This is a genomic window from Nocardia camponoti (assembly GCF_014646135.1).
Lineage (GTDB): Bacteria > Actinomycetota > Actinomycetes > Mycobacteriales > Mycobacteriaceae > Nocardia > Nocardia camponoti.
This window is the reverse complement of the sequence record NZ_BMMW01000002.1, coordinates 23,235-45,011: the sequence shown is the minus strand read 5'-3', so window position 1 is coordinate 45,011 and position 21,777 is coordinate 23,235. Positions and strand designations below refer to the sequence as shown.

The window sequence follows — 21,777 nt, the reverse complement described above, 5'->3', positions numbered from 1 at the left end:
GGGTGCCGGGTTCTCACATCCGGTGCCGGGCTAGAATATGCGTTAGCCCGGCAACGTCTATTTGTCCGTCGAAATTAGACGGAGGTACGCGTACGAGTACGCGCGTTGCGACGCTTCAGCGCGCGACGCTCGTCTTCACTCATTCCACCCCACACGCCCGCGTCCTGACCGGACTTCAGGGCCCAAGACAGGCAGTCGGCGGTGACGGGGCAGCGAGCGCAGACCAGCTTGGCATCAGCGATCTGAGCGAGCGCCGGACCACTGTTACCCACCGGGAAGAACAGTTCAGGGTCCTCGTCGCGACAGATGGCATTGTGGCGCCAGTCCATTCCTCTGCTCCTTTGCGCAGGCACCCTAAAGGGCACCTCTGGTTAGTGGATCGTTCACTTGTGCGACTCGAATGTTTCCGCACGGTTGCTTGTGAATGCTTTCACGATCACCGTAGATGTCAATAGGTCTGCGGCGCACCGTGGGGGAGATCACGCTCTAGTGGGCACCGCTTGGGCACCCGCCCGGTCCTTTGTACTCGCGTCGGACAGTTCGCGCAGCGCAACGGGGAGATTTTTCTTCGCAAGCAGTGTTTAAGCGGGCTTGGGAGCAACCACATCCAGGGCATCCGGCACCGATGTGAAATGCACCATCTTGCGTTTTCCGATGAAATCCCCATCGATTTGTAAACCGATCTCATCGTCGCATTCGATGCGTACCGAACCGACGTCGTCGGCGCGAAAAAGCATGTCTGACTTAGGGTTTCCGTTGGGGTCCAGCAACTGCCTAGCAAGCAGCAGGGTGCGAGTCACGCTCATCGACCGGACGGCGAAAACTCCCAAACCGGATTCGAAGGTCGTGCCCGGATTAGTGCGAATCGGACGATCTTCTAGATAGGTCCAGGGGCTCGCATTCGTCACAAACGTGTAATGAACATCCTCTACGGAATCATGTCCTGGGGTCTCGACAGTGACGTGCGGCGCATTTGATCGCGCATGAAAGAACTGTCGAATCGTTGTGGCGAGATAACGAAGCGGAGTCGCCTTGTGGCCTTTCGCGCGAGCGGCGTCGATGGCCTCGCAGACATCGGCATCGAGGCCAACGCCAGCGCTAAAGGTGAACCAGCGATCGTCGGCGAGGCCAAGACCGATGCGGCGGTCGGCGTCGCGGGCGAGCAGGTCGATGAGCTGGTTGGTCGCGGTCACCGGATCGGGCGAGATGCCGAGCGCGCGGGCGAACACATTCGCCGAACCGCCGGGGATGATGCCGAGCCGGGGACGCCACATTTGCTCGTCACCCACTTGGGGCACCGGAAGGAACCCGTTGATGGTCTCGTTGACCGTCCCATCGCCACCGTGCACGACGATCAGGTCCATCTCCTGGTTCGCCGCCCACAGGGCAAGCTCGGCCGCGTGACCGCGATGCTGGGTGTGGGCGACGGTGAGCTGCGTGCGGCTCTCCAGCGCATGCGCGAGCAGATCCCGGGTGGCCGGGGTGGTCGAAGTGGCGTTGGGATTGACAATCAGCAGAGTCCGCACGTGATCGAGGGTATCTGTGCGGCGGTCATTAGGCTGGCGGGCGTGGTTGACCCCGAAGACGCCGTGAACGTGAACCCTGATGCGAACCCCGACAACGCCGCCGCTAGCGAGAGCCCTAGTGGCATCCCGCTGACCTTGCGGGTCGCCGGTGGGCTTGTCGCGCTCGAAGGTGCGGCTGGCGTCGTGACCGCGATCGTGCTCGTCATTCGGGCGTTCACCGGCCACGACCAGTCGGTTGCGAGCGGCGTCGGCACCGCGCTGTGGTTCGGGATTCTCTTCGGCGGCGTGCTCGCCGCGGGCGTCGCGCTCGGGTTCGGCAAGCGCTGGGGTCGCGCGATCGCCGTGATCGCACAGGTGCTTTTCCTGCCGGTTGCGTGGTCGTTGCTCACCGATTCGCATCAGCCGGTGTGGGGCACGCTCCTCGCGGCGCTTTCCGTCGGCACGTTGGCCGCGCTGTTCGCGCCCGCGTCGAGCGCGTACATGGCCCGCGATTACGCCGCCGACGCTGACTAGCCCTTATTAGGCTGACGCGGCCTTAGTCGCCTCCCGCAGCGCGGCGCGACACCGTCGATCCGCCTGCCGCGTTGTTTCGGGCTGGCGGAATCCGGCGGTGAGCTTGAGTACCCACTCGCACGCGGTATCCAGGTCGATGAGGTGACCGACCGAGACGAAAAGGGGTTTGACGTCGTCGCGGGTGCGTACCGCGCGACCAACCACTTCGCCGTCGATGGTCACGTCGCTCATGTCGCCGCGTGCTCGACCGGGGTCGCGGTAGTCGCCCCACACCGACTTCGCGACGCCGATCGTTGGCACTTGTGTCAACAGTCCGACGTGACAGGCGAGCCCGAACCGACGCGGGTGCGCGCGACCTTGCGCGTCGCACACGAGCAGGTCGGGTTCGCCCGACAGTTTCGCCAAAGCGGCTACGGTGGCGGGCAATTCGCGAAAAGCGAGCAGCCCCGGCACATATGGAAAATGCGAAACCCCGTGTGCCACCGCGCTTTCGGTGACTTCGAGCGTCTCGGCATCGAGAATCACCGCAGCCGTTGCGACAGTGCCGTCGTCGGCATAGGCGGAATCAATTCCAGCAACTTTCGAAAACTGGGGTGCGCCACCGTTTTTGGGATTGTGTGAGCGAACACAATCGCGCAATTGATTCTGTAGTGCTACAGCCTCGTCGGCGGTTGTGGGCCACGAGTCGGGGACATCAACGCGCATCGATCAGTACGCCCCCGCGCCAAGCTCTTTGAGCGCGACGCCGGAAAGGCGGTAGCCGATCCACTCGTCTTGCGGGTCAGCGCCCAACGACTCGTAAAACTCGATCGCTGGCTTATTCCACGTGAGCACCGACCACGACACTCTGCTGTAGCCCTTCGCGAGCGCCTCGGCGGCCAGTGCGGCAACCAGGTCGCGGCCAAGGCCGAGCCCGCGCGCCTGCGGACGCACGTAGAGGTCTTCGAGGTAAATGCCGTTTACGCCGTCCCACGTTGAGAAATTCAAGAACCAAATCGCGGTCCCGACGACAACGCCGTCCTGCTCAGCGACATGGGCGAACACCGAAGGGGCGTCGCCGAAGAGCGCGGTTGCGAGTTGGGCGTCGGTGAGTGTGCACTCGCGCGGCGCTTTCTCGTAGGCGGCGAGGTCGTGGACAAGCCCGACCATCGCGGGCACGTCGGCGGGAATTGCGCGGCGGACCATAGTGCTCATAGGGCGATCTCCTCGACAGGTTCGGTACGTGCGGTGAGGTTGTGCGCCCAAAGGGTGTGCGCGCCGTGGTCGAAACCAAGCACGCTCACCGCGCCAGTATGCATCGCGAAGCGCCGACCTTCGATGACGGCGAGTTCAAGCCACCGCGCGATGAGCACGCGGGAGAAATGGCCGTGGCCGACCAAGATCACGTCGCGGTCGGTGAGGACCGGGGTGACGTCGGCGAGGATGCGGTCGGCGCGCACCCTGACCTGTTCGGCGGTTTCGCCGCCCGGCGTTGGATGGGTCCAGACGGTCCAGCCTGGCACCGAATCGCGGATTTTGGCTGTCGTCTCGCCCTCGTAGTCGCCGTAATCCCATTCGGCCAGGTCGTCATCGACTTTGCCGTGCGGCAACCCAGCAAGCTCGGCCGTGTGCTTGGCACGCGTGCGCGGGCTGGTGAGCACAAGGGGGTCGCGCAAGTCCAGCGACGCGATCACCGCGGCAGCGCCGATCGCCTGCGCTTCGCCAGCTTCGGTCAACGGCAGATCCGTGCGGCCAGTGTGGCGCCGCTGCTTCGACCAAGTGGTCTCGCCGTGCCGTAACAACACAATTCGTGGGTCCGCGTCAGCCATGAACCCATCATTACAGGATCGCCTAAAGGCCCAGTTCCGCCATGCGGGCGGCGTGCCGTTCCTGCATCCGATCGAACAGTGTCGCGATGCCGTTCAGGTCGCCGGTTGCCGCGAGGACCAGTTCCGCGAGTTCGTCGCGCTGGGCCATAACGTACTGCGCCTGGGTGATGGCTTCGCCAAGCAGACGACGACCCCACAGCGTGAGCCGGTCGCGCTCCGACCGCGACAGGGCGACCGCCGTACGCACCTCATCGACGACGAACTGCGAGTGGTTTGTTTCGGCGAGCACGTCGCGCACGGTGTCGGCGACCTCGGTCGGCAGCGCGCCCGCGATCTCGAGGTAGAAATCGGCGGCGAGCCCGTCGCCGACGTAGAACTTCACCATCGACTCAAGCCACGTCGACGGGTCCGTCGAACGGTGGTAGGAGTCGAGCGCGCCCTCGTAGGCGGCCATCGCGCCCTCGGGATCAGCACCGCGATCGGCAAGCGCCGCCTCAAGGGTTTCGAAGTGCGCGAGTTCGGCGGCAGCCATCTTGGCGACGGCAACGCGCCCGCGCAGCGAAGGCGCGAGCGCGGCCTCTTCGGCCAACCGGTAGAACGCGGAAATCTCGCCGTAGGCGAGCACCGCGAACAGCTCGGTGATACCCGGGTGGTCGGCAGCGAGTGGCTGCGCGGGCGAAAGTTCCGACGTCGGTGCGATGGTCTGGGCTCCCATGCTCATCAACAGTAGTCGCGTTGTGAGCTCTGTCGCGTTCGGCTACCGCTGAGTTAGCGGTCGCCGAGGAATTTGTCCAGGTAAACCCAGGTGGTGTCGCGCGCGGTTTCGCCAGCGAGGATGCCGAGGTGGCTGCCTGGCGCAACCTCGTAGGTCACCGACGGCGAGCCCGTGAGGGTCTTGAGACCGGCTTCGACGGCCTTCTTGGGCGTGATGACGTCGGTGGTTCCGCCGACAAGCAGGACCGGGACACGCACCTCGTCGAGGTGAATGCGCTGGTCACGCAGTTGCAAGAAGCCGTTGCGCAGGTCGTTGGCGAGGATCAGTCGACCCCACACCTGCCCGTAGAACCGACCGGGGTAGCCGGGCATCGCGGCCATGAACCGGTCGATCGACTCCATTTTCGCCAGCGTTTCGGTCTTGGCGATGTTGCTCGCGACAAACCACGGGCGGCTGAGTTCGCGGTCGAACGCGGTGACGCGGTAGGCGAAGCGGGTGAGCGGCGCGGGGATGCCGCCGATCGCGCGGACCGCGGCCGTGACCGCCTTGCCGCCGGTGAGGCTCGCGACCGCGCGCACCTGCGGCATGCCGACCATGTGGTTGTAGTCCAGCGGAACGCCAAGGGCGGTGACCGAGCGAATCGGCAGCGTCGGATTGGCGGCGGCGGTCAGCAGCGAGAACAGGCCGCCGATCGACCAGCCGATCAGGTCGACGGGCGCGCCGCCACGATCGGCGCTCGCGCGCAGGATGGCCTCGGGCAGGATGTCGTTGACCCAGTCTTCGAAGCCCATCGCGCGGTCGGCGAAGGTGATGTCGCCGTAGTCGACGAGGTAGGGCGCGTGGCCGGTGTTCACCAGGTGACGGGCCAAACTCTGGTCGGGGCGAAGGTCGAAACACGTCGCGGGAGCAGCGAGCGGCGGAACTAGCAGAACCGCGGAATCGCTTGTGACACAGTCATTGTCGACGTCGTAGCGGCGCAGCAGGCGATGCGGCTCGTCGAAGAGAACGGTCGACGGCGTCGGCTCGACAGGCTCGATGCCCTCGCCGAAGCTCAGCGCCCACGCGTTGCGCGCGGCAGTGGTGACAGTCTGTGTGATGCTCACCGCACCAATGTCTCATATCTGGTACTCGCGGTACCAGGTGAGGTTGGTTACTCGACACGCCGATAGTCATTGTGTGCGTGCGAAATTCCGCCACGCTAAGCCGGGCAACTGAATTCGCTCGGAATTCGCTAGGCCCGGAATTCGGGTTGCGAACAATATCACGCTACAATCACCTTGGACAACGATTAGTTTCGCGGCAGCTGAGTTTTCCTGCCCGCGCCGCGGCTCGTTCATCGAGCGCGCAAGCGCCCCGGCAAACGGTCACGTCGCTGTCTGAAGACGAATATGTGCGCGCACTACTCCGCATCGCCGATGTGCCGCGCCGAAAGCGCCCCTACCGGCGCACACGGCGCGAGTTCCGGCGAGCATCACAGGCGGAGATGTGGTCGTCGCGGGCCGACCGGCCCGCCCCACCTCGTGCGTGCGTTATGCGATGACGAGGAAGGCACGAACCCTGAGCAAGATCACTGTCGAACCCGAACCCGGATTGGCCGACACACTGTTGACCGCCGAACTCGACGACACTCACATCCCGCCCAGTTTCGCTGAGCTGGGAGTTCGCGACGAAATCGTTCGCGCCCTTGGCGAAATCGGAATCGAACGCACTTTCGCGATTCAAGAACTCACGCTGCCGCTCGCGCTCGCAGGCGAAGACCTCATCGGTCAGGCGCGTACCGGCATGGGCAAAACCTTCGGTTTCGGTGTGCCGCTGCTGCACCGCGTCGCTTCCGCCGACACTGGTACCACCCCGCTCGACGGCACCCCGCGCGCGCTGATCATCGTGCCAACGCGTGAGCTGTGCATCCAGGTTTCCAAGGACCTGGAAAACGCGAGCAAGTACCTCACCAACCACCAGGGCCCGCTCAAGGTCGCCGCGATTTACGGTGGTCGTCCCTACGAAGCGCAGATCGCCGCGTTGCGTGAAGGCGTCGACGTTGTCGTTGGCACCCCCGGTCGACTACTCGACCTCGCGCAGCAGAACCACCTGATCCTGGGCAAGGTCGGCGTGCTCGTGCTCGACGAGGCCGACGAAATGCTCGACCTCGGCTTCCTGCCCGACATCGAACGCATCCTCACGATGGTCCCCGATGCCCGGCAGACCATGCTGTTCTCGGCGACGATGCCCGGCCCGATCATCACCCTTGCCCGCACGTTCCTCACGCGCCCCACCCACATTCGCGCCGAGCTCGCCAACGATTCGGCCGTGCACGACCGCACCAAGCAGTTCGTGTACCGGGCGCATGCGCTCGACAAGTCCGAGCTGGTCGCGCGCGTTTTGCAGGCCGAGTCGCGCGGCGCGACGATGATCTTCACGCGCACCAAGCGCACCGCGCAGAAGGTGGCCGACGATCTCGAAGAGCGCGGTTTCGCCGTTGGTGCCGTGCACGGCGACCTCGGCCAGATCGCCCGCGAAAAGGCGCTCAAGAAGTTCCGTGACGGCAAGATCGACGTGCTCGTCGCCACCGACGTCGCCGCCCGCGGCATCGACATCGACGACGTCACCCACGTCATCAATTACCAGTGCCCCGAAGACGAGAAGACCTACGTGCACCGCATCGGCCGCACGGGTCGCGCTGGCCGCACGGGTGTCGCGATCACGCTCATCGACTGGGACGAACTGCACCGCTGGGCCGCGATCGACAAGGCGTTGTCGCTTGGCATGGCCGAGCCTGCCGAAACGTACTCGCGCTCGCCGCACCTGTACGCCGACCTGGGGATTCCCGAGGGCGTCACCGGTCAGGTGCGCAAGGCTGTCGCGCCGCGCCGTGAGGCGGGCGACGAGGTTGTTGAGCGTGGCGAGCGTACGAAGAGCAGCCGGTCGCGTCGTCGGACGCGGGGCGGGAAGGTCGACGCTGAGGGTCAGCCGGTCGTTTCCGATGAAGCATCGGGCGCTGATACTGACGCAGGCGCTGGCGACGAAGCGGCTGGTGGTCGTACGCGGCGTCGTCGCACGCGTGGGGCGGCCAGCGGTGCCGCTGCCGACGTGAGCGCTGTTGAGGCTGATAGCGCTGCCGATTCCGCTGACGCCGAGAAGCCAGCTCGTCGTCGGCGTTCGCGCGGTGCGAGGAACGCTGAAGCGGTTGCCGACGTGGTCGTCGCTGAGTTGGCCGCAGATGAGGCACAGGCAGAAAAGCCGCGCACGCGTCAGGCTAAGCCGCTCGACGCCGACGCGGCTCCTGCTGAGGGCGAGGAAGCGCCGAAGCGCCGCCGTCGTCGGAAGCCTGCCGAAACCGAAGGTGCTGCCAGCACCGAGTCGGCAAGCAGCGAGGGCGAAGCCGAAGCCAAGCCCGCGCGCACCCGCCGCCGTCGCAAGCCTGCCGCGGACTCAAGCGCCGAGGCGTAGGCGCGGCAACTACACTCGCCTGCGTGCTCGCACCGGAGCGGCGGACGCGCGCCGATATTCTCATCGCCATCACGATCGCCGTCACTGTCCTAGTGGCGGCGATCGTCGTGTGGGCGCGTGCTGATGCCACTGGCACCGATTCAGTTGTTGCCGCCCAAGCCGCGCCCGCGGTTGCTGCCGCTACCGCGCTGCCGACGGCGTTGCGGGAGCGGTGGCATGTGCCAGACGGGGCCAGTTCGCGGGCGTTGACCGGCGGGAATCTGGTCATCACGGCCGACAACGGCACCGTCAGCGGGCGCGATCCGATCAGTGGGGAGCAGCGGTGGTGGTATCGGCGCGACATGCCACTGTGCGGGGTGGAGGCGCAGTACTCGATGGTCATCGCGACCTATCGCGATAAGCGCGGGTGCAGCCAGACCACCATGCTTTCCGCCGACACCGGCCAGCGCTACACCGCGCGCAGCAGCTACATGGACGACACCATTCGGCTCACCGGCGACGGCACCTACCTACTCGCACTGGGCCATGACCGGCTGGAAGTGTGGCGGTCCGACCTGGTTCGCACGCTCGAATACGGCTATGTCGACGCCCCGGTTAATCCAAATACGCAGCCGCGCAAGGGGTGTGCGCTGCTGTCGGCCGCGTCGAGCTCGGCGCGACTGAGCGTGCTCGAACGCTGCCCCCAAGACGCGGGCGCGCGCCTGACCGTCCTCAACCCGGCCCCGAAAGACGCGACGACGCCGGAACAGTACGGCTCGCATGTGCTGACCCTGCCGGGGAGCGACAGCCCCGAGGCGCGCGTAATGGCGGTGTCGGACAACAAGACTGGCGTTTACCTTCCCCCCACTCCGGACACCGCAACCGCCCCCGGCCTGCCAGCCCGCCTCGCGGTTTTCGACGGAACAGGCAACGAACTCGCGACCTACCCCCTGTCAGCCCCGTTCACCGATAAGGGCGTCGGTATCCGAATCGGTAGCACCCCTTACCTTTTCACCGGCAACCAGCTACTCGCACTGAATTCACAAACGCTGCAACCAGTTTGGGCGATCTCCGATGCGCTCGGCACGCCAGCGATGATGGCGGGAAAACTCCTTCTCCCGACCCCGGACACCCTCACGCTGATCGACCCGACAACCGGAACCCCGTTGTCCCAGTTGGGAATTGCGCGCACGGATTACCACGGCGAGCCAATCAGCTTGGCAGTAATCGGCAACACCATCCTGGAACACCGAACCGGCCAACTGTTCGCCCTCACATAATTCCGGCCCGCCGCAACCGCAACTCTTTCGCCGCGTGGGGCAAGTTCCACGCGTTTGTTTCGCGACCCTCATCGAAGGGCACTCACGAAGTTCGCTCACAGCGCAGCAAGGTGCGGTCACCGCCGGTCGCGACCTGCACTAGCCTGGACCCGACAGCAGAAGGACTCAACGTTCGGAGGTTGGCCGTGGAGGTCAAGATCGGTATTTCGGATAGCCCGCGCGAACTCATCATCAACAGCGCGCAGACCCCCGACGAGATCGAGGCGTTGGTGTCCGGCGCGCTGAGCGGGGCGGGTGGCGTTGTGTCCCTCACCGACGAGAAGGGCCGCAAGTTCCTGATCCAGGCGGCGAAGGTCGCCTACGTGGAAATCGGTTCGCCCGCCACCGGTCGAGTGGGCTTCGCCAGCATCTAGACCGCACCAACAGCGAGGGCGCGGTGCTCCGGCTTTTGCCGTGATGCACCGCGCCCTCGCTGTTGCGCTAGTGAACTACTGCTGGTTCTGCAACGGCACGTGCGCCAAGCCGCCCCACGCCAGCGCGACGGTGGTGTCGACGGCCTCATCCTTCGGGATCGGACGGTCGGCTTCCAGCCAGTAGCGGGCGGTGAACTGGCTCGTGCCAACAAGGCCGACAGCGAGGATGCGCGCGCGGTACGGGTCGAGGCCCGAATCGTGGGCGACCAGGTCGTATACGGCGTCGACGCACGCTTCGGTTGCCTGCTCAACGCGACGCTGCACCTGCGGCTCGCTGGTGAGGTCGGATTCGAAGACGAGGCGGAAACCCTGCTGCTCGTTGTCGACGAAATCGTAGAAGGCGGCAACTGCCGCACGCACGCGCTGCTTGTTGTCGGTGGTGGAGCGCAACGCCTGGCGCACACTCGAAACGAGGGTGTCGACGTAGCTCTGCAACACCGCGACGTACAGCTCAAGCTTGCTGGTGAAGTGCTGGTACAGGACCGGCTTGGAAACCCCGGCTACCTGCGAAATCTCGTCCATGCCCGCCGCGTGATAGCCGCGCTGCACAAACACTTCGCTTGCCGCGGCAAGCAACTGCTGGCGGCGTTCGTCGCGAGGCAGGCGGGTGCCGCGTTTGCCGGGGACCGGCTCGGGCACCGATCGGCGCGAGGTCATGCGGTCCACGAGGTCAGTCATCTCGGCTCTCTTTTGATGTTGCGCGCCTGGTATCTGGGCAACGATACCCGCACGCACTTCGACGCGGGTTTTCCCTATAGCTGTCCTACCACCGGAGGCGAGTTCGCCGGGCCGTAACCGGACCACCAATTCTCCCCGCCCCGGCGAGTCGGTTCGCGAGTGTGGGAATCTGGTGTAGTGACCGATCGCGCGGAACGGCAGACAGACGGCGAAGGAGATGCCGTCGGCGACGGGCGTACCGGGGGGCGCGAACTGCAGGTGCTTGGCCCCCTTGAGCCGCCCGCTGATCTCTCGAGGCAGCCGCTTCGAGCACCGTGGAACCCACTCGACGACACCGAAGATGGCCGTCAACGCAGCCCAGAACGGCCAACGAAGAAGCAGAGCGCCGTCGGCCGGTTCGTCCGCACTTACGGTTGGCGCGCGTACGCGCTGCCTGTGCTGCTGATCATCACCGTTGTCGTCGGCGTCGACGCCATGCGCGCTGGCCCAACCCCGCTGCTTGACAATCCTGGTTTCGGCGCGCTCAACCCCAAGATCAAGCAGTCCGGCGTTATCGGTGCCCCGCCCGGCGACGGCAAGTTCCCCGCCGACCTACCGCTAGGCGCGCTCCCGCAGGGCGGCGAGTACGCCGAAACGGGCGCTGGCACCTGGCACATCGTTCCCGGTGGCACCCCACAGGTCGGCCAGGGCACCCAGCGCGTGTTCCGCTACACCGTCGAAATCGAAGATGGGGTCGACACGTCCTCGTTCGGTGGCGACGCCGCTGTCGTGAAAATGGTCGAGACCACCCTCGGCAATCCCAAGAGTTGGACGCACGACCCGCGTTTCGCGTTCCAGCGCGTCGACAACGGCGTCCCCGATTTCCGCCTTTCGCTTACTTCCCGCGACACCACCCGCAAGTCGTGCGGCTTCGAAATCCCCATCGACTCGTCGTGCTACAACGCTGACCTCGATCGCGTCGTACTGTCGGAGGTGCGCTGGGTGCGTGGCGCGCTCGCCTTCGACGGCGATATCGGCTCGTATCGGCAGTACCAAATCAATCACGAAGTTGGGCACGCGATCGGCTATCACAGCCACCAGCCGTGTGAGAACGACGGCGGCCTCGCGCCGGTCATGATGCAGCAGACTTTCGGCACGCGAAACAACGACATCGCCGCGCTCGACCCGCACGGCGTCGTCGCGCCGGACGGCAAGAACTGCCGCTTCAACCCGTGGCCGTACCCTCGCGGGTGAGTGGAAGAAACCGCTCGACGACATCGTTAGCACTAGGGAATCAGCTCTTACACGAACAGGAGTTCTAGCGTGTCTTTGACCGGGACGTTGCCCCCGTTGGTCGAGCCAGCCGCTGAGCTGACCAAAGACGAGATCGCCCGCTACAGCAGGCACCTGCTCATCCCCGACCTCGGCGTCGAAGGACAGAAGCGGCTCAAAAACGCCAAGGTGCTAGTGATCGGGGCTGGCGGTCTCGGTTCGCCAACGCTGTTGTATTTGGCCGCGGCTGGGGTCGGCACGCTCGGCATTGTCGAATTCGATGAGGTCGACGCGTCGAATTTGCAGCGCCAAATCATTCATGGCGAATCGGATATCGGCAGGTCGAAGGCCGAGTCGGCGCGCGATTCGATTCATGAGATCAATTCGGGAATCGACGTGCGACTGCACAAGATTCGCCTCGAACCCGACAACGCCGTCGAACTGTTTCGCGAATACGACCTCATCGTCGATGGCACCGACAATTTCGCGACGCGCTATCTGGTGAACGACGCCGCGGTGCTTGCGGGCAAGCCGTACGTATGGGGTTCGATTTACCGCTTCGAAGGCCAAGTTTCGGTCTTCTGGGAAGACGCGCCCGACGGCCGTGGCATCAACTACCGCGACCTTTACCCCGAAGCGCCGCCCGCTGGCATGGTCCCGTCGTGCGCCGAAGGTGGCGTGCTTGGCGTGCTGTGCGGGTCGATCGGGTCGATCATGGTCACCGAAGCGCTCAAGCTGCTCACCGGCATGGGCGAGACGCTGCTTGGCCGTCTGATGGTTTATGACGCGCTCGACATGAATTACCGCACGATCAAATTGCGGCGCGATCCAGAACGTCAGCCGATCACCGAACTCATCGACTACGACGCGTTTTGCGGCGTTGTTTCCGAAGAGGGCGCACTCGCCGCCGTTGGGTCAACCATTACCGCCGCCGAGCTCAAGGATTTGCTCGACGACGACAAGGTCGAACTCATCGACGTACGCGAACCGGTCGAGTGGGATATCGCCAATATCGACGGCGCGACCTTGATTCCGAAGGACAAAATCCTTTCGGGCGAAGCACTTTCGGGCCTGCCGCAGCACAAGCCGATCGTGCTGTATTGCAAGACCGGAATTCGCTCAGCTGAAGCGCTCGCCGCCCTGAAAAACGCCGGTTTCGCCGACGCGACGCACCTGCAAGGCGGAATCGCGGCATGGACGAAACAGGTTGATCCATCGCTGCCGGTGTACTGAATAGGGCTCGGTCGCAATGTGGTAAAACCCCAGCGTGGCTTCGGTCGTCGGAATGTAAGCCGGGGTTACGGTACGGCTCGTGACCACCGTCATCGAACCTCCCGAGCACGTCCGAGCCACGTTCGGTCTTCGTGAAGTCACCCCGGTCTCGCTTGGCGACTGGGACGGTGGCTGGCGGCTAGGCGACGTGGTACTCAGTCCGGTTGCCGACCACGCGCGCGCCGCGTGGTCGGCGAAGGTGCGTGAGACCCTCGCCGTCGACGGGGTGCGCCTCGCCCGTCCCGTTCGCGCCACCGACGGCCGTTACGTCGTTTCCGGTTGGCGCGCCGACACCTTCGTCGACGGTGCCCCCGAACCCCGGCATGACGAGGTGGTCTCGGTGTCGCTGCGCCTGCATCAGTCGACCGCGCAACTCGAACGTCCGCGCTTCCTCGTCCAGCCTCCGGTCGCGCCGTGGGTCGATGTCGACGTTTTCGTCGCGGCCGACCGCGCGGCATGGGAGTCGGTGCCGTTGCGCACTCTGCGCGCGGGTGGCGTGCAGACGGGCGCGACCCCCGACGCGCAACGGAGTCTGGAGCTGATCGCCCAACTGGCGACGTTGCGCAAACCGGTTCGCAGCCCCGACCAGTTAGTCCACGGCGACCTGTTCGGCACGGTCTTATTCGCGGGCGCCCACACCCCGGGGCTCACCGACATCACCCCGTACTGGCGACCAGCGGTCTGGGCGGCGGGCGTTGTCGTCGTCGACGCGCTGGCATGGGGCGGTGGCGACGACGGACTGCTTGAACGCTGGTCGACGTTGCCCGAGTGGCCGCAAATGTTGTTGCGCGCGTTGATCTTTCGACTAGCCGTCCACGCGCTACATCCGCGCTCGACGCCAGAAGCGTTCCCGGGGTTGGCTCGGACCGCCGACATGGTTCGGTTGGCGCTGTAATAACGAAAGCCGCGCCCGGGGAGGGAAACCCGGGCGCGGCTTTCGTATTCAGTTGCGGGACTTAGACACTCGCGTAAGCGAGGGACTGTGCGCGATCAGTCGCGAAGTTGGTGCGCAGGTAGAACCACCACGTAACCGCGGCCATCACGAGGAACACCACCGCGTACGCCCAGAAGGCGGGGACCATCGTCTTGAGGTGCACGTTCGACAAGCGCAGTGCCTGCTGGACGATGAAGCCGCCCGCCGCGCCGATCGCACCGATCACACCGATCGCCGCGCCAGCTTGGCGCTTTGCCGAGATGGCAGCCTCAGTCAGGTCGAGACCGTGCTCGGAGGCGTGCTTCTTGGCGGTCGCGTTGAAGATCGACGGGATCATCCGGTAGGTCGAGCCGTTGCCGACACCGGCCGCGACGAACAGTCCGAGGAACGAGATGAGGTAGAGCGGGAAGCTCTTCAGGCTCACCGCGAGGACGATGAACGCCACCGCGACCGACATCGCACCGAAGACATACACGGTGACCTTGGCGCCGCCGCCGATCTTGTCCGAAACCCAGCCACCGAACGGACGGCTGAACGAACCGACAAGCGCGCCGAGGAAGGCGAGGTTACCGAGGGTCGTGATCCAGCCGATCTTGGCAAGGTCAGGGAAGTTGGCCTTGATCAGGGTCGGGAAGGCGAAGGAGAAGCCGATGAACGAACCGAAGGTGCCGATGTAGAGGAACGACATGACCCAGGTGTGCCGGTTGGTCAGCGCCAACTTGTAGGACTTGCCGTCGGACTTGGCGTCAGCGATCGAGTCCATGTAGCGCAGTGCGCCGAAGGTCGCGATCAGGATGAACGGCAGCCAGAACGCAACGGCGAGCGTGATACCGAAGCGGTAGCCCGCGGCGTCCTTGGCCATGATCACCGTGCCGAGAGTGATCAGCAGCGGCACGATGAGCTGGGTTTGCGCGACGCCGAGGTTACCGCCTGCGGCGTTGAGACCGAGCGCGGCGCCCTTCTTTCCTTCGGGGAAGAAGAACGAGATGTTGCTCATCGACGACGAGAAGTTGCCGCCACCGAAACCGGCGAGCGAGGCAAGCAGCAGGAACACCCACATGGGCGTCGTCGGCTGGTTGATGAAGTACATGATGCCGAGCGTGGGGATGAACAGCATCGCGGCGCTGAACGCGGTGAACGCGCGCCCACCGAAGCGGGGCACGGCGAAGGTGTAGGGCACGCGCAGGGTCGCGCCGACCAGCGTGGGGATCGAGGTGAGCAGCAGGGCGTTGCTCACCGCGTTCGGGTTGGCCTTGGCCATGAAGGCGAAGCCTGCCAGCCCCATCACGGTGACGATGCTGCCCCAGATAACCCAAATGCTAAAGCCGAGGTTCTCCGCGAATACGGACCAGTACAGATTCTTTTTCGCGGTCTTCGCGCCGCCATTCTCCCAGAATTCTGGGTTATCGGGATTCCAGAAAGTAAGCCAGCGGCCTTTCTTCTGATATTCGAACGACGGGGTTTCTGTCGCATTGCCGGTGGCGGCGATCGCGGTCATCGGCTTCCTCTCGATCGGGCTCGAAGCTGGGTTCGGGCTCAAATCTAGAAGGAACTTGTTGCGTGAGCATGCCAACAGGTGACGGTTACGACAACACGCACTCACCATCGCGAATCCGGCGCGGTGACCTGCTGGTTACGTGGTTTTACGATCGGGGTATTCGGCGATCAACGAGCCGAGGAAACAGTGCGTGGCGCGCATGGCTTTGTCGGCGTCACCGTCGATGACGGCTTGGACGAGTTCGGCGTGTTCGGTGTCGTAAGAATCGTCAGATTTCGCGGTGCGCGCGTGAATGACCTGTTCGATCGCGGGCAGCAGGGAATCGTAGAACTCAAGGTAGACGGCATTGTGGCTGGCGACAACGATCGCGCGATGAAGTTCCACGTCGGCGGCGATCATCGCCGGGTCAGCGTTGGCCCAGCCACCTTCGCCGCGTTCGGCGAGGAGGCGGCGCAACGTGGCGATATCGGCGTCGTCGCGGCGTTGGGCGGCCAAGCCCGCCGCGGTGGTGTCGAGGGCTAGACGCAGCTCAAGGACGTCGCGTTCCTGCGCGTCGGCGAAGTATTTGGCGAGGGTGCCACCGACTTCCGACGTCGCGATCACATACGTGCCCGAGCCTTGCCGGCGTTCGAGCATGCCCGCGTGGACGAGCGCTTGGACGGCTTCGCGCACGGTATTGCGGCCGGTGCCGGTGAGTTCGGTGAGTTCGGGTTCGGTGGGAATGCGCTGGCCAACGGGCCATCGGCCTTCGCGGATTTCGGCCCGCAGCGCTTCGGTGACCTGGGCGATGAGGCTGGTACGCCGGACTGGTTGCACGGCCCTAGGGTACCGCTGCTCACAAATCATTGCCCCGATCATCGGGTCATCCTATGATTTGCGAGTGACCGCGACCCTGACCCCACCTGTCTCCAGCCCAACGATCAGCCCAAAACAACGCCGCCTGGCGCTCGTCGAGGGTCGCCTTCTCGTACTCGCCGCCATTATTTTGTCGGCGTTCACCCTGCGTTCCGCCGTCACGGCCTTCTCGCCGCTATCCGAGCGCATCGGTGCCGACGTTGGTTACGGCACCGCGACCGTCGGTGTTTTCGGCATGCTGCCAACCGCTATGTTTGCCCTCGCCGGCCTTGTCGCGCCGCTGCTCGTCCGTCGCTTCGGACTTGAGCGCAGCGTGTGCGCGGCGATGTTGCTCGCTGGCACCGGTTCGCTGATCCGCGTCTTCATGTCCGATACCGCTGGGCTGCTTGCCTTTTCGGGCCTCGCGCTCATGGGGATGGGCATCGGCAACGTCGTGATCCCGCCATTGGTTAAGCGGTATTTCGCCGACCAGCTCGCCTCGGTCAGCTCGCTCTACATCGTCATGGTTCAGCTCTCCACCGTGCTGCCCGCGTTCGTCGCGGTGCCGCTCGCGCAGTCGCACGGCTGGCGGATCTCGATGGGCGTGTGGGCGATCGTCGGCTTCGCTGCCGCGATTCCGTGGCTCGCCGTACTGCGCGACCGGCGTGGACATGACGTTGTCGACAAGACCGCGGTCAACGCCGTCCCGCAAGCACCCGCGGGCAAGGTGTGGCGTTCGCCGCTCGCGTGGGGCATGGCCGCGATGTTCGGCATGACCTCGCTCACCACGTACGCGATGTTCGCGTGGCTGCCGAAAATCCTGTCCGACGCCGGTGCGAGCGCCGAATTCGGCGGCAGCATGGTCGGGCTGTTCGCGTTGATTGGCCTGATTCCCGCGTTCGCCGCGCCGGTGATCGTCGCGAAGATGCGCAACCCGTTCCCCGTTGTTGTCGGGTGCCTCGTGCTGTTCGGCATCGCGTTCGTCGGGCTGCTTGTCGCGCCGATGAGCGTGCCGCTGCTGTGGGTGGTGTTCCTTGGCCTTGGTCCGAGCACGTTCCCGATGGCGCTGACCCTCATCAACGCGCGTACCCGCACCGCTCAGGGTTCGGCGGCGCTGTCGGGGTTCACCCAAGGCGTCGGTTATGGCATCGCCTGCGTCGGTCCGCTGCTATTCGGCGTGCTGCATAGCGCCACCGGCGGCTGGGGCGCGCCGTTCGCACTACTCGGTGTCGCCCTCGTCATTTTGCTCATTGGCGCGTGGCAAGCGTGCAAACCGCGCATGCTCGAAGACACCTGGAATTAAAATTCTCACCGCAGCGATTGCGCGATTGTGCGGTGCCCGTGATGATAGTCAGATCACACACTCACGGGCCCGCTCGCGCCTTTCTTGCCGCTTGCTAACCTGCGGAAACGGTCACGTCACACGCTTGAAACAAATGCACTAATCTCACCCTGCCGAATTCCCACACGTGAGAAACCGTTGATTCTCGCGACATTTCCCGCAGCATTTCGGCAATACCCGTTTCCTACCGTTGGGGTCATGCGGAAGCGAAGCCACAACATCGAGAACTGGGACGCCGAAGACGTCGTCGCCTGGGAGGCGGGCGGCAAGGATATTGCCAAGCGCAATCTGGTGTGGTCGGTCATCGCCGAGCACGTCGGTTTCTCGGTGTGGTCGATCTGGTCGGTCATGGTCTTGTTCATGCCGTTCGACAAGTTCGGCATCGACCCGGCAGGCAAGTTCTTCCTCGTCGCGGTGCCCACGCTGTTCGGCGCGTTCCTGCGCATCCCCTACACCGTCGCGACGGCGAAGTTCGGCGGCCGCAACTGGACGATCTTCTCCGCGCTGCTGCTGCTCGTTCCGCTGCTGCTCACGCTCTATTTCGTGACTCAGCCGGGCACTTCGTACACGACGTTTTTGATCGTCGCGGCCTTCGCTGGCGTCGGTGGCGGCAACTTCGCCTCCTCGATGACCAACATCAACGCGTTCTACCCGCAGCGACTCAAGGGCTGGGCGCTCGGCATGAACGCGGGCGGCGGCAACATCGGCGTTCCCGTGATTCAGCTGCTCGGCCTGCTCGTGCTCGCCACCCTCGGCCCCGATCACGCGTCGGTGATTTGCGCGATCTACCTGGTGTTTGTCGCCCTTACCGCGCTCGGCGCCGCGCTGTTCATGGACAACCTCACCAACCAGCGCGCCGACCTTTCGTCGATGCGTGACGCGCTTCGGATACCGCAGTCCTGGGCCATCGCGTTTCTTTACATCGGCACGTTCGGGTCGTTCATTGGCTACAGCTTCGCCTTCGGCCAGATCTTGCAGATCACCTTCAAAGCCAACGGCGACACCGCCGCTCAGGCCGCCGTGCACGCCGCGTCGATCGCGTTCATCGGCCCGCTGCTCGGTTCGCTTGCCCGTCCTTACGGCGGCAAGGTCGCTGACCGCGTCGGTGGCGCGAAGGTGTCGATCGCTTCGTTCTTCGGCCTGATGATCGCGACGTCGATCGTTGTTGTCGCGAGCAGTCGCGCTGACGCCGCGCATGGCGTCGCCCAAGGCGCGACGATGACCGCGCTCGTCACCGGCTTCATCGCCCTGTTCCTTGTTTCCGGTTTCGCCAACGGCGCGGTCACCAAGATCATCCCGTCGGTGTTCGACGCCAAGTCGAAGTCGCGTCCCGGTACCGCCGATGAGCAGGCAAGTTGGTCGCAGAACAGCGCGGGCGCGCTCATCGGTTTCGTCGGCGCGATCGGTGCGCTCGGCGGCGTCGGCATCAACCTCGCGCTTCGCACCTCGTATGCGACGACGAACTCCGCGACGACGGCGTTCCTGATCTTCCTCGGCTTCTACGTCGCGTGCGCCGGGGTTACCTGGGCGGTCTTCCTACGCAGGCCAAGCACCTCTCTCATCGACTCCGATGTGGTTGTCGAAGCCGAAAACCTGGTCCGCGCAGCGGAATCCGCTACTACTCGCCGCTGACCGGCGACCACTTCTCTAGGAGGACATCCTCATGAACACTCAGCGCAAAACTGTGGTCGTCGTCGGACACGGCATGGTTGGACACCGTTTCGTTGAAGCTCTGCGCTCGCGTGACGAAGCCGGTCAGTGGCAGATCATCGTGCTTTCCGAAGAAGCACTTCCCGCTTACGACCGCGTTGGTCTTTCGTACTACGTCGGCAACTGGAATCCCGACGATCTAGCGCTGCCAGGCAATACCTACGAAGGCGACGAACTCGTCGACCTGCGACTCGGCCAGCGCGGCGAGTCGATCGACCTGGCCGCCAAGACCGTCACCAGCACCGACGGCACCGTCATCGCCTACGACGCGCTTGTCATGGCGACCGGCTCGTACCCGTTCGTGCCGCCGGTTCCCGGCCACGACCTGCCCGAATGCTTCGTCTACCGCACAATCGACGACCTCGACGGCATCCGCGCCGCCGCCGAAGCAGCCGGTCCGGGCGCGCACGGTGTCGTCGTCGGTGGCGGTTTGCTCGGTCTCGAAGCCGCGAACGCGCTTCGCCTGCTCGGCATGGTCCCGCACGTCATCGAGTACAACAACCGGCTGATGCCAGCCCAGGTCGACGCCGGTGGTGGTGCGATTCTGGAGAAGCTGGTCACCGATATCGGCCTTAACGTGCACACGGGTGTTGGCACGGCGAAGATTGTTTCGATCGACGAAACCGGTTCGGACAAGGTGACTATCCATCTGTCCGATGAGAGTGAGATCAAGGCGTCGCTCGTCGTTTTCTCGGCAGGCGTTCGCCCGCAAGACGCGCTCGCGAAGGCATCCGGCCTCGAAATCGGTGCTCGCGGAGGCATTCTCACCGACCTCGCGCTGCAGACCTCCGACCCGTCGGTGTACGCGATCGGTGAATGCGCCGCGATCGAAGGCGTTTGCTACGGCCTCGTCGCCCCCGGTTACACCACCGCCGAAATCGTCGCTGACCGCATCCTCGGCGGCGAAGGCACCTTCCCCGGCGCTGACATGTCGACCAAGCTCAAGTTGATGGGCGTCGACGTCGCCTCCTTCGGTGACGCGCACGCCACGTCCGAGGGCGCGCTTGAGGTCGTCCTGCATGACGCTGCGAAGGGCACCTACGCCAAGCTCGTCGTTTCCGACGACGCCAAGACCCTGCTCGGAGGCATCCTCGTTGGTGACGCGTCGCAGTACGCGGCGCTGCGCCCGCTCGTCGGCCGCCCGTTGCCCGCCGACGCTGCCGCGCTCATCTCGCCCGCCGGTGCCGAACTCGGTGCCGACGCGCTGCCCGACGACGCCCAGATCTGCTCGTGTAACAACGTGTCGAAGGGCGCGATCTGCGGCGCGATCGCCGACGGTGCCTGCGACATTCCCGCGGTCAAGAGCTGCACCAACGCGGGCACGTCCTGCGGTGGTTGCGTCCCGATGATCAAGAAGCTGCTTGAGCAGAGCGGCGTCGCGCTGTCGAAGGCGCTGTGCGAGCACTTCGGGCAGTCGCGTGCCGAGCTGTTCGACATCATCGCCGTCACCGGCATTCGCACGTTCTCCGAGCTCATCGCCCGCTACGGCAAAGGCACCGGCTGCGACATCTGCAAGCCGACCGTCGCGTCGATCCTGGCGTCCACCTCAAGCGACCACATCCTCGAAGGCGAGCAGGCCGCGCTCCAAGACACCAACGACCACTTCCTCGCGAATCTGCAGAAGAACGGCACCTACTCGGTTGTTCCGCGCATGCCCGGTGGTGAGGTCACCGCTGACCAGCTGATCGTGATTGGCGAGGTCGCGAAGGAATTCGGCCTCTACGTCAAGGTCACCGGTGGTCAGCGCATCGACCTGTTCGGCGCGCGCGTCGAACAGTTGCCGCTGATCTGGAAGCGCCTCGTTGACGTCGGCATGGAGTCGGGTCACGCCTACGGCAAGTCGCTGCGCACGGTGAAGAGCTGCGTCGGTTCGACGTGGTGCCGCTACGGCCAGCAGGACTCGGTCGGCATGGCCGTGTTGCTGGAAAAGCGCTACCGGGGTCTGCGCTCGCCGCACAAGATCAAGCTCGCCGTCTCCGGCTGCGCCCGCGAATGCGCGGAAGCGCGCGGCAAAGACGTCGGCGTGATCGCGACCGAACACGGCTGGAACCTCTACGTCGGCGGCAACGGCGGCCTCACACCCAAGCACGCGGTGCTACTCGCCGGTGACCTCGACGACGAAACGCTGATCCGCTACATCGACCGCTACCTGATGTTCTACGTCCGCACCGCCGACCGCCTGCAGCGCACCGCGCCCTGGCAGGAGGCGCTCGAAGGCGGCATAGACTATCTGAAGGCCGTCGTATGCGACGACAGCCTTGGCATCGCCGCCGACCTGGAAGCGGCGATGGACCGTCACGTCGACGGCTACAAGGACGAATGGGCCGCGGTACTGGAGGACGAGAACAAGCTTTCGCGCTTTGTCTCGTTCGTCAACGCCCCTGACGAGGCCGATTCGACCATCTCATTCGATGACAGTGGTGACCGCAAGGTGCCTGTGCTTTTGGGGCTCCCGAGTGTGCCCGTCGGCACAGCAGTGTCCGGGAAATAGACACTTAACCCTGCGGAAACAGGGTG

General features: G+C 64.7%; 20 protein-coding genes. 10 read left to right on the top strand and 10 right to left on the bottom strand.

Going from position 1 to position 21,777, the window contains the following annotated elements:
- Positions 1-74: 74 nt before the first annotated feature.
- On the bottom strand, positions 75-329 hold the full coding sequence (locus tag IEX78_RS08370; RefSeq protein ID WP_188828359.1) for a WhiB family transcriptional regulator: 255 nt from the start codon (positions 327-329) through the stop codon (positions 75-77).
- Between the two features lie 252 nt (positions 330-581).
- Positions 582-1,526, bottom strand: a complete 945-nt coding sequence (locus IEX78_RS08365; RefSeq protein WP_188828358.1) for a diacylglycerol/lipid kinase family protein — start codon at positions 1,524-1,526, stop codon at positions 582-584.
- Positions 1,527-1,649: 123 nt separating this feature from the next.
- On the opposite strand from IEX78_RS08365, the gene IEX78_RS08360 reads away from it, so the two are divergent.
- Positions 1,650-2,039: a hypothetical protein gene (locus tag IEX78_RS08360; protein ID WP_188829456.1), complete on the top strand. Its 390-nt coding sequence runs from the start codon at positions 1,650-1,652 to the stop codon at positions 2,037-2,039.
- A gap of 6 nt (positions 2,040-2,045) precedes the next feature.
- On the opposite strand, the gene IEX78_RS08355 is transcribed toward IEX78_RS08360, so the two are convergent.
- From IEX78_RS08355 to IEX78_RS08335, 5 genes are read right to left on the bottom strand one after another with little or no spacing between them, the layout of a single operon-like run.
- Complete coding sequence (locus tag IEX78_RS08355) at positions 2,046-2,744, bottom strand: endonuclease V (protein ID WP_188828357.1); 699 nt, start codon at positions 2,742-2,744, stop codon at positions 2,046-2,048.
- A gap of 3 nt (positions 2,745-2,747) precedes the next feature.
- On the bottom strand, positions 2,748-3,233 hold the full coding sequence (locus IEX78_RS08350; protein ID WP_188828356.1) for a GNAT family N-acetyltransferase: 486 nt from the start codon (positions 3,231-3,233) through the stop codon (positions 2,748-2,750).
- Positions 3,230-3,847, bottom strand: coding sequence for an acid phosphatase (locus IEX78_RS08345; RefSeq protein ID WP_188828355.1), 618 nt, complete (start codon positions 3,845-3,847; stop codon positions 3,230-3,232). Before IEX78_RS08345 ends, IEX78_RS08350 begins: the two co-directional genes overlap by 4 nt.
- Positions 3,848-3,869: 22 nt before the next feature.
- The gene (locus IEX78_RS08340; RefSeq protein WP_188828354.1) at positions 3,870-4,562 is read right to left on the bottom strand and encodes a ferritin-like fold-containing protein; all 693 of its coding nucleotides are present in this window, start codon (positions 4,560-4,562) and stop codon (positions 3,870-3,872) included.
- 53 nt (positions 4,563-4,615) lie between these two features.
- Entirely contained in the window at positions 4,616-5,665 is a 1,050-nt protein-coding gene (locus IEX78_RS08335; RefSeq protein ID WP_188828353.1) for an alpha/beta fold hydrolase, read from the bottom strand.
- Between the two features lie 433 nt (positions 5,666-6,098).
- Between IEX78_RS08335 and IEX78_RS08330 the strand changes: the two genes are divergently transcribed.
- From IEX78_RS08330 to IEX78_RS08320, 3 genes are all read left to right on the top strand, one after another.
- Positions 6,099-8,009, top strand: a complete 1,911-nt coding sequence (locus tag IEX78_RS08330) for a DEAD/DEAH box helicase (RefSeq protein ID WP_188828352.1) — start codon at positions 6,099-6,101, stop codon at positions 8,007-8,009.
- A gap of 23 nt (positions 8,010-8,032) precedes the next feature.
- The gene (locus IEX78_RS08325) at positions 8,033-9,268 is read left to right on the top strand and encodes an Rv3212 family protein (protein WP_188828351.1); all 1,236 of its coding nucleotides are present in this window, start codon (positions 8,033-8,035) and stop codon (positions 9,266-9,268) included.
- Between the two features lie 185 nt (positions 9,269-9,453).
- Positions 9,454-9,681 carry a DUF3107 domain-containing protein gene (locus tag IEX78_RS08320; protein WP_188828350.1) on the top strand — a complete coding sequence of 76 codons (228 nt, stop codon included), beginning with the start codon at positions 9,454-9,456 and terminating at the stop codon, positions 9,679-9,681.
- A 75-nt stretch (positions 9,682-9,756) separates the two neighbouring features.
- Here IEX78_RS08320 and fasR read toward each other — a convergent pair whose 3' ends face one another.
- The gene (gene fasR / locus IEX78_RS08315; protein ID WP_188828349.1) at positions 9,757-10,419 is read right to left on the bottom strand and encodes an HTH-type transcriptional activator FasR; all 663 of its coding nucleotides are present in this window, start codon (positions 10,417-10,419) and stop codon (positions 9,757-9,759) included.
- Between the two features lie 177 nt (positions 10,420-10,596).
- On the opposite strand from fasR, the gene IEX78_RS08310 reads away from it, so the two are divergent.
- The 3 genes from IEX78_RS08310 (at position 10,597) to IEX78_RS08300 (ending at position 13,837) form a co-directional block, all read left to right on the top strand.
- The gene (locus IEX78_RS08310) at positions 10,597-11,652 is read left to right on the top strand and encodes a DUF3152 domain-containing protein (RefSeq protein WP_373291547.1); all 1,056 of its coding nucleotides are present in this window, start codon (positions 10,597-10,599) and stop codon (positions 11,650-11,652) included.
- A gap of 75 nt (positions 11,653-11,727) precedes the next feature.
- Entirely contained in the window at positions 11,728-12,903 is a 1,176-nt protein-coding gene (gene moeZ / locus IEX78_RS08305) for an adenylyltransferase/sulfurtransferase MoeZ (protein ID WP_373291589.1), read from the top strand.
- A 79-nt stretch (positions 12,904-12,982) separates the two neighbouring features.
- Positions 12,983-13,837, top strand: coding sequence for a TIGR02569 family protein (locus IEX78_RS08300; protein ID WP_229683811.1), 855 nt, complete (start codon positions 12,983-12,985; stop codon positions 13,835-13,837).
- A 61-nt stretch (positions 13,838-13,898) separates the two neighbouring features.
- Here the strand turns inward: IEX78_RS08300 and IEX78_RS08295 are convergent, their stop codons facing one another.
- Together IEX78_RS08295 and IEX78_RS08290 are read right to left on the bottom strand one after the other, a co-directional pair.
- Positions 13,899-15,374 (bottom strand): MFS transporter, encoded by a 1,476-nt coding sequence (locus IEX78_RS08295; RefSeq protein WP_188828346.1) that lies wholly within the window; start codon positions 15,372-15,374, stop codon positions 13,899-13,901.
- A gap of 135 nt (positions 15,375-15,509) precedes the next feature.
- Positions 15,510-16,190: a FadR/GntR family transcriptional regulator gene (locus IEX78_RS08290; RefSeq protein WP_188828345.1), complete on the bottom strand. Its 681-nt coding sequence runs from the start codon at positions 16,188-16,190 to the stop codon at positions 15,510-15,512.
- 64 nt (positions 16,191-16,254) lie between these two features.
- Here IEX78_RS08290 and IEX78_RS08285 point away from each other — a divergent pair, with 64 nt between their 5' ends.
- From IEX78_RS08285 to nirB, 3 genes are all read left to right on the top strand, one after another.
- Positions 16,255-17,511: a CynX/NimT family MFS transporter gene (locus tag IEX78_RS08285; RefSeq protein WP_229683810.1), complete on the top strand. Its 1,257-nt coding sequence runs from the start codon at positions 16,255-16,257 to the stop codon at positions 17,509-17,511.
- Between the two features lie 237 nt (positions 17,512-17,748).
- Complete coding sequence (locus tag IEX78_RS08280) at positions 17,749-19,182, top strand: nitrate/nitrite transporter (RefSeq protein WP_188828343.1); 1,434 nt, start codon at positions 17,749-17,751, stop codon at positions 19,180-19,182.
- Between the two features lie 31 nt (positions 19,183-19,213).
- Positions 19,214-21,751: a nitrite reductase large subunit NirB gene (nirB, locus tag IEX78_RS08275; RefSeq protein ID WP_188828342.1), complete on the top strand. Its 2,538-nt coding sequence runs from the start codon at positions 19,214-19,216 to the stop codon at positions 21,749-21,751.
- Positions 21,752-21,777: the final 26 nt, after the last annotated feature.

Coding starts and splice junctions, on each gene's coding strand:
- IEX78_RS08370 (WP_188828359.1), bottom strand. CDS start 329: ATGGACTGGCGCCACAATGCCATCTGTCGCGACGAGGACCCTGAACTG.
- IEX78_RS08355 (WP_188828357.1), bottom strand. CDS start 2,744: ATGCGCGTTGATGTCCCCGACTCGTGGCCCACAACCGCCGACGAGGCT.
- IEX78_RS08350 (WP_188828356.1), bottom strand. CDS start 3,233: ATGAGCACTATGGTCCGCCGCGCAATTCCCGCCGACGTGCCCGCGATG.
- IEX78_RS08345 (WP_188828355.1), bottom strand. CDS start 3,847: ATGGCTGACGCGGACCCACGAATTGTGTTGTTACGGCACGGCGAGACC.
- IEX78_RS08340 (WP_188828354.1), bottom strand. CDS start 4,562: ATGGGAGCCCAGACCATCGCACCGACGTCGGAACTTTCGCCCGCGCAG.
- IEX78_RS08330 (WP_188828352.1), top strand. CDS start 6,099: ATGACGAGGAAGGCACGAACCCTGAGCAAGATCACTGTCGAACCCGAA.
- fasR (WP_188828349.1), bottom strand. CDS start 10,419: ATGACTGACCTCGTGGACCGCATGACCTCGCGCCGATCGGTGCCCGAG.
- IEX78_RS08295 (WP_188828346.1), bottom strand. CDS start 15,374: ATGACCGCGATCGCCGCCACCGGCAATGCGACAGAAACCCCGTCGTTC.
- IEX78_RS08280 (WP_188828343.1), top strand. CDS start 17,749: ATGCGGAAGCGAAGCCACAACATCGAGAACTGGGACGCCGAAGACGTC.
- nirB (WP_188828342.1), top strand. CDS start 19,214: ATGAACACTCAGCGCAAAACTGTGGTCGTCGTCGGACACGGCATGGTT.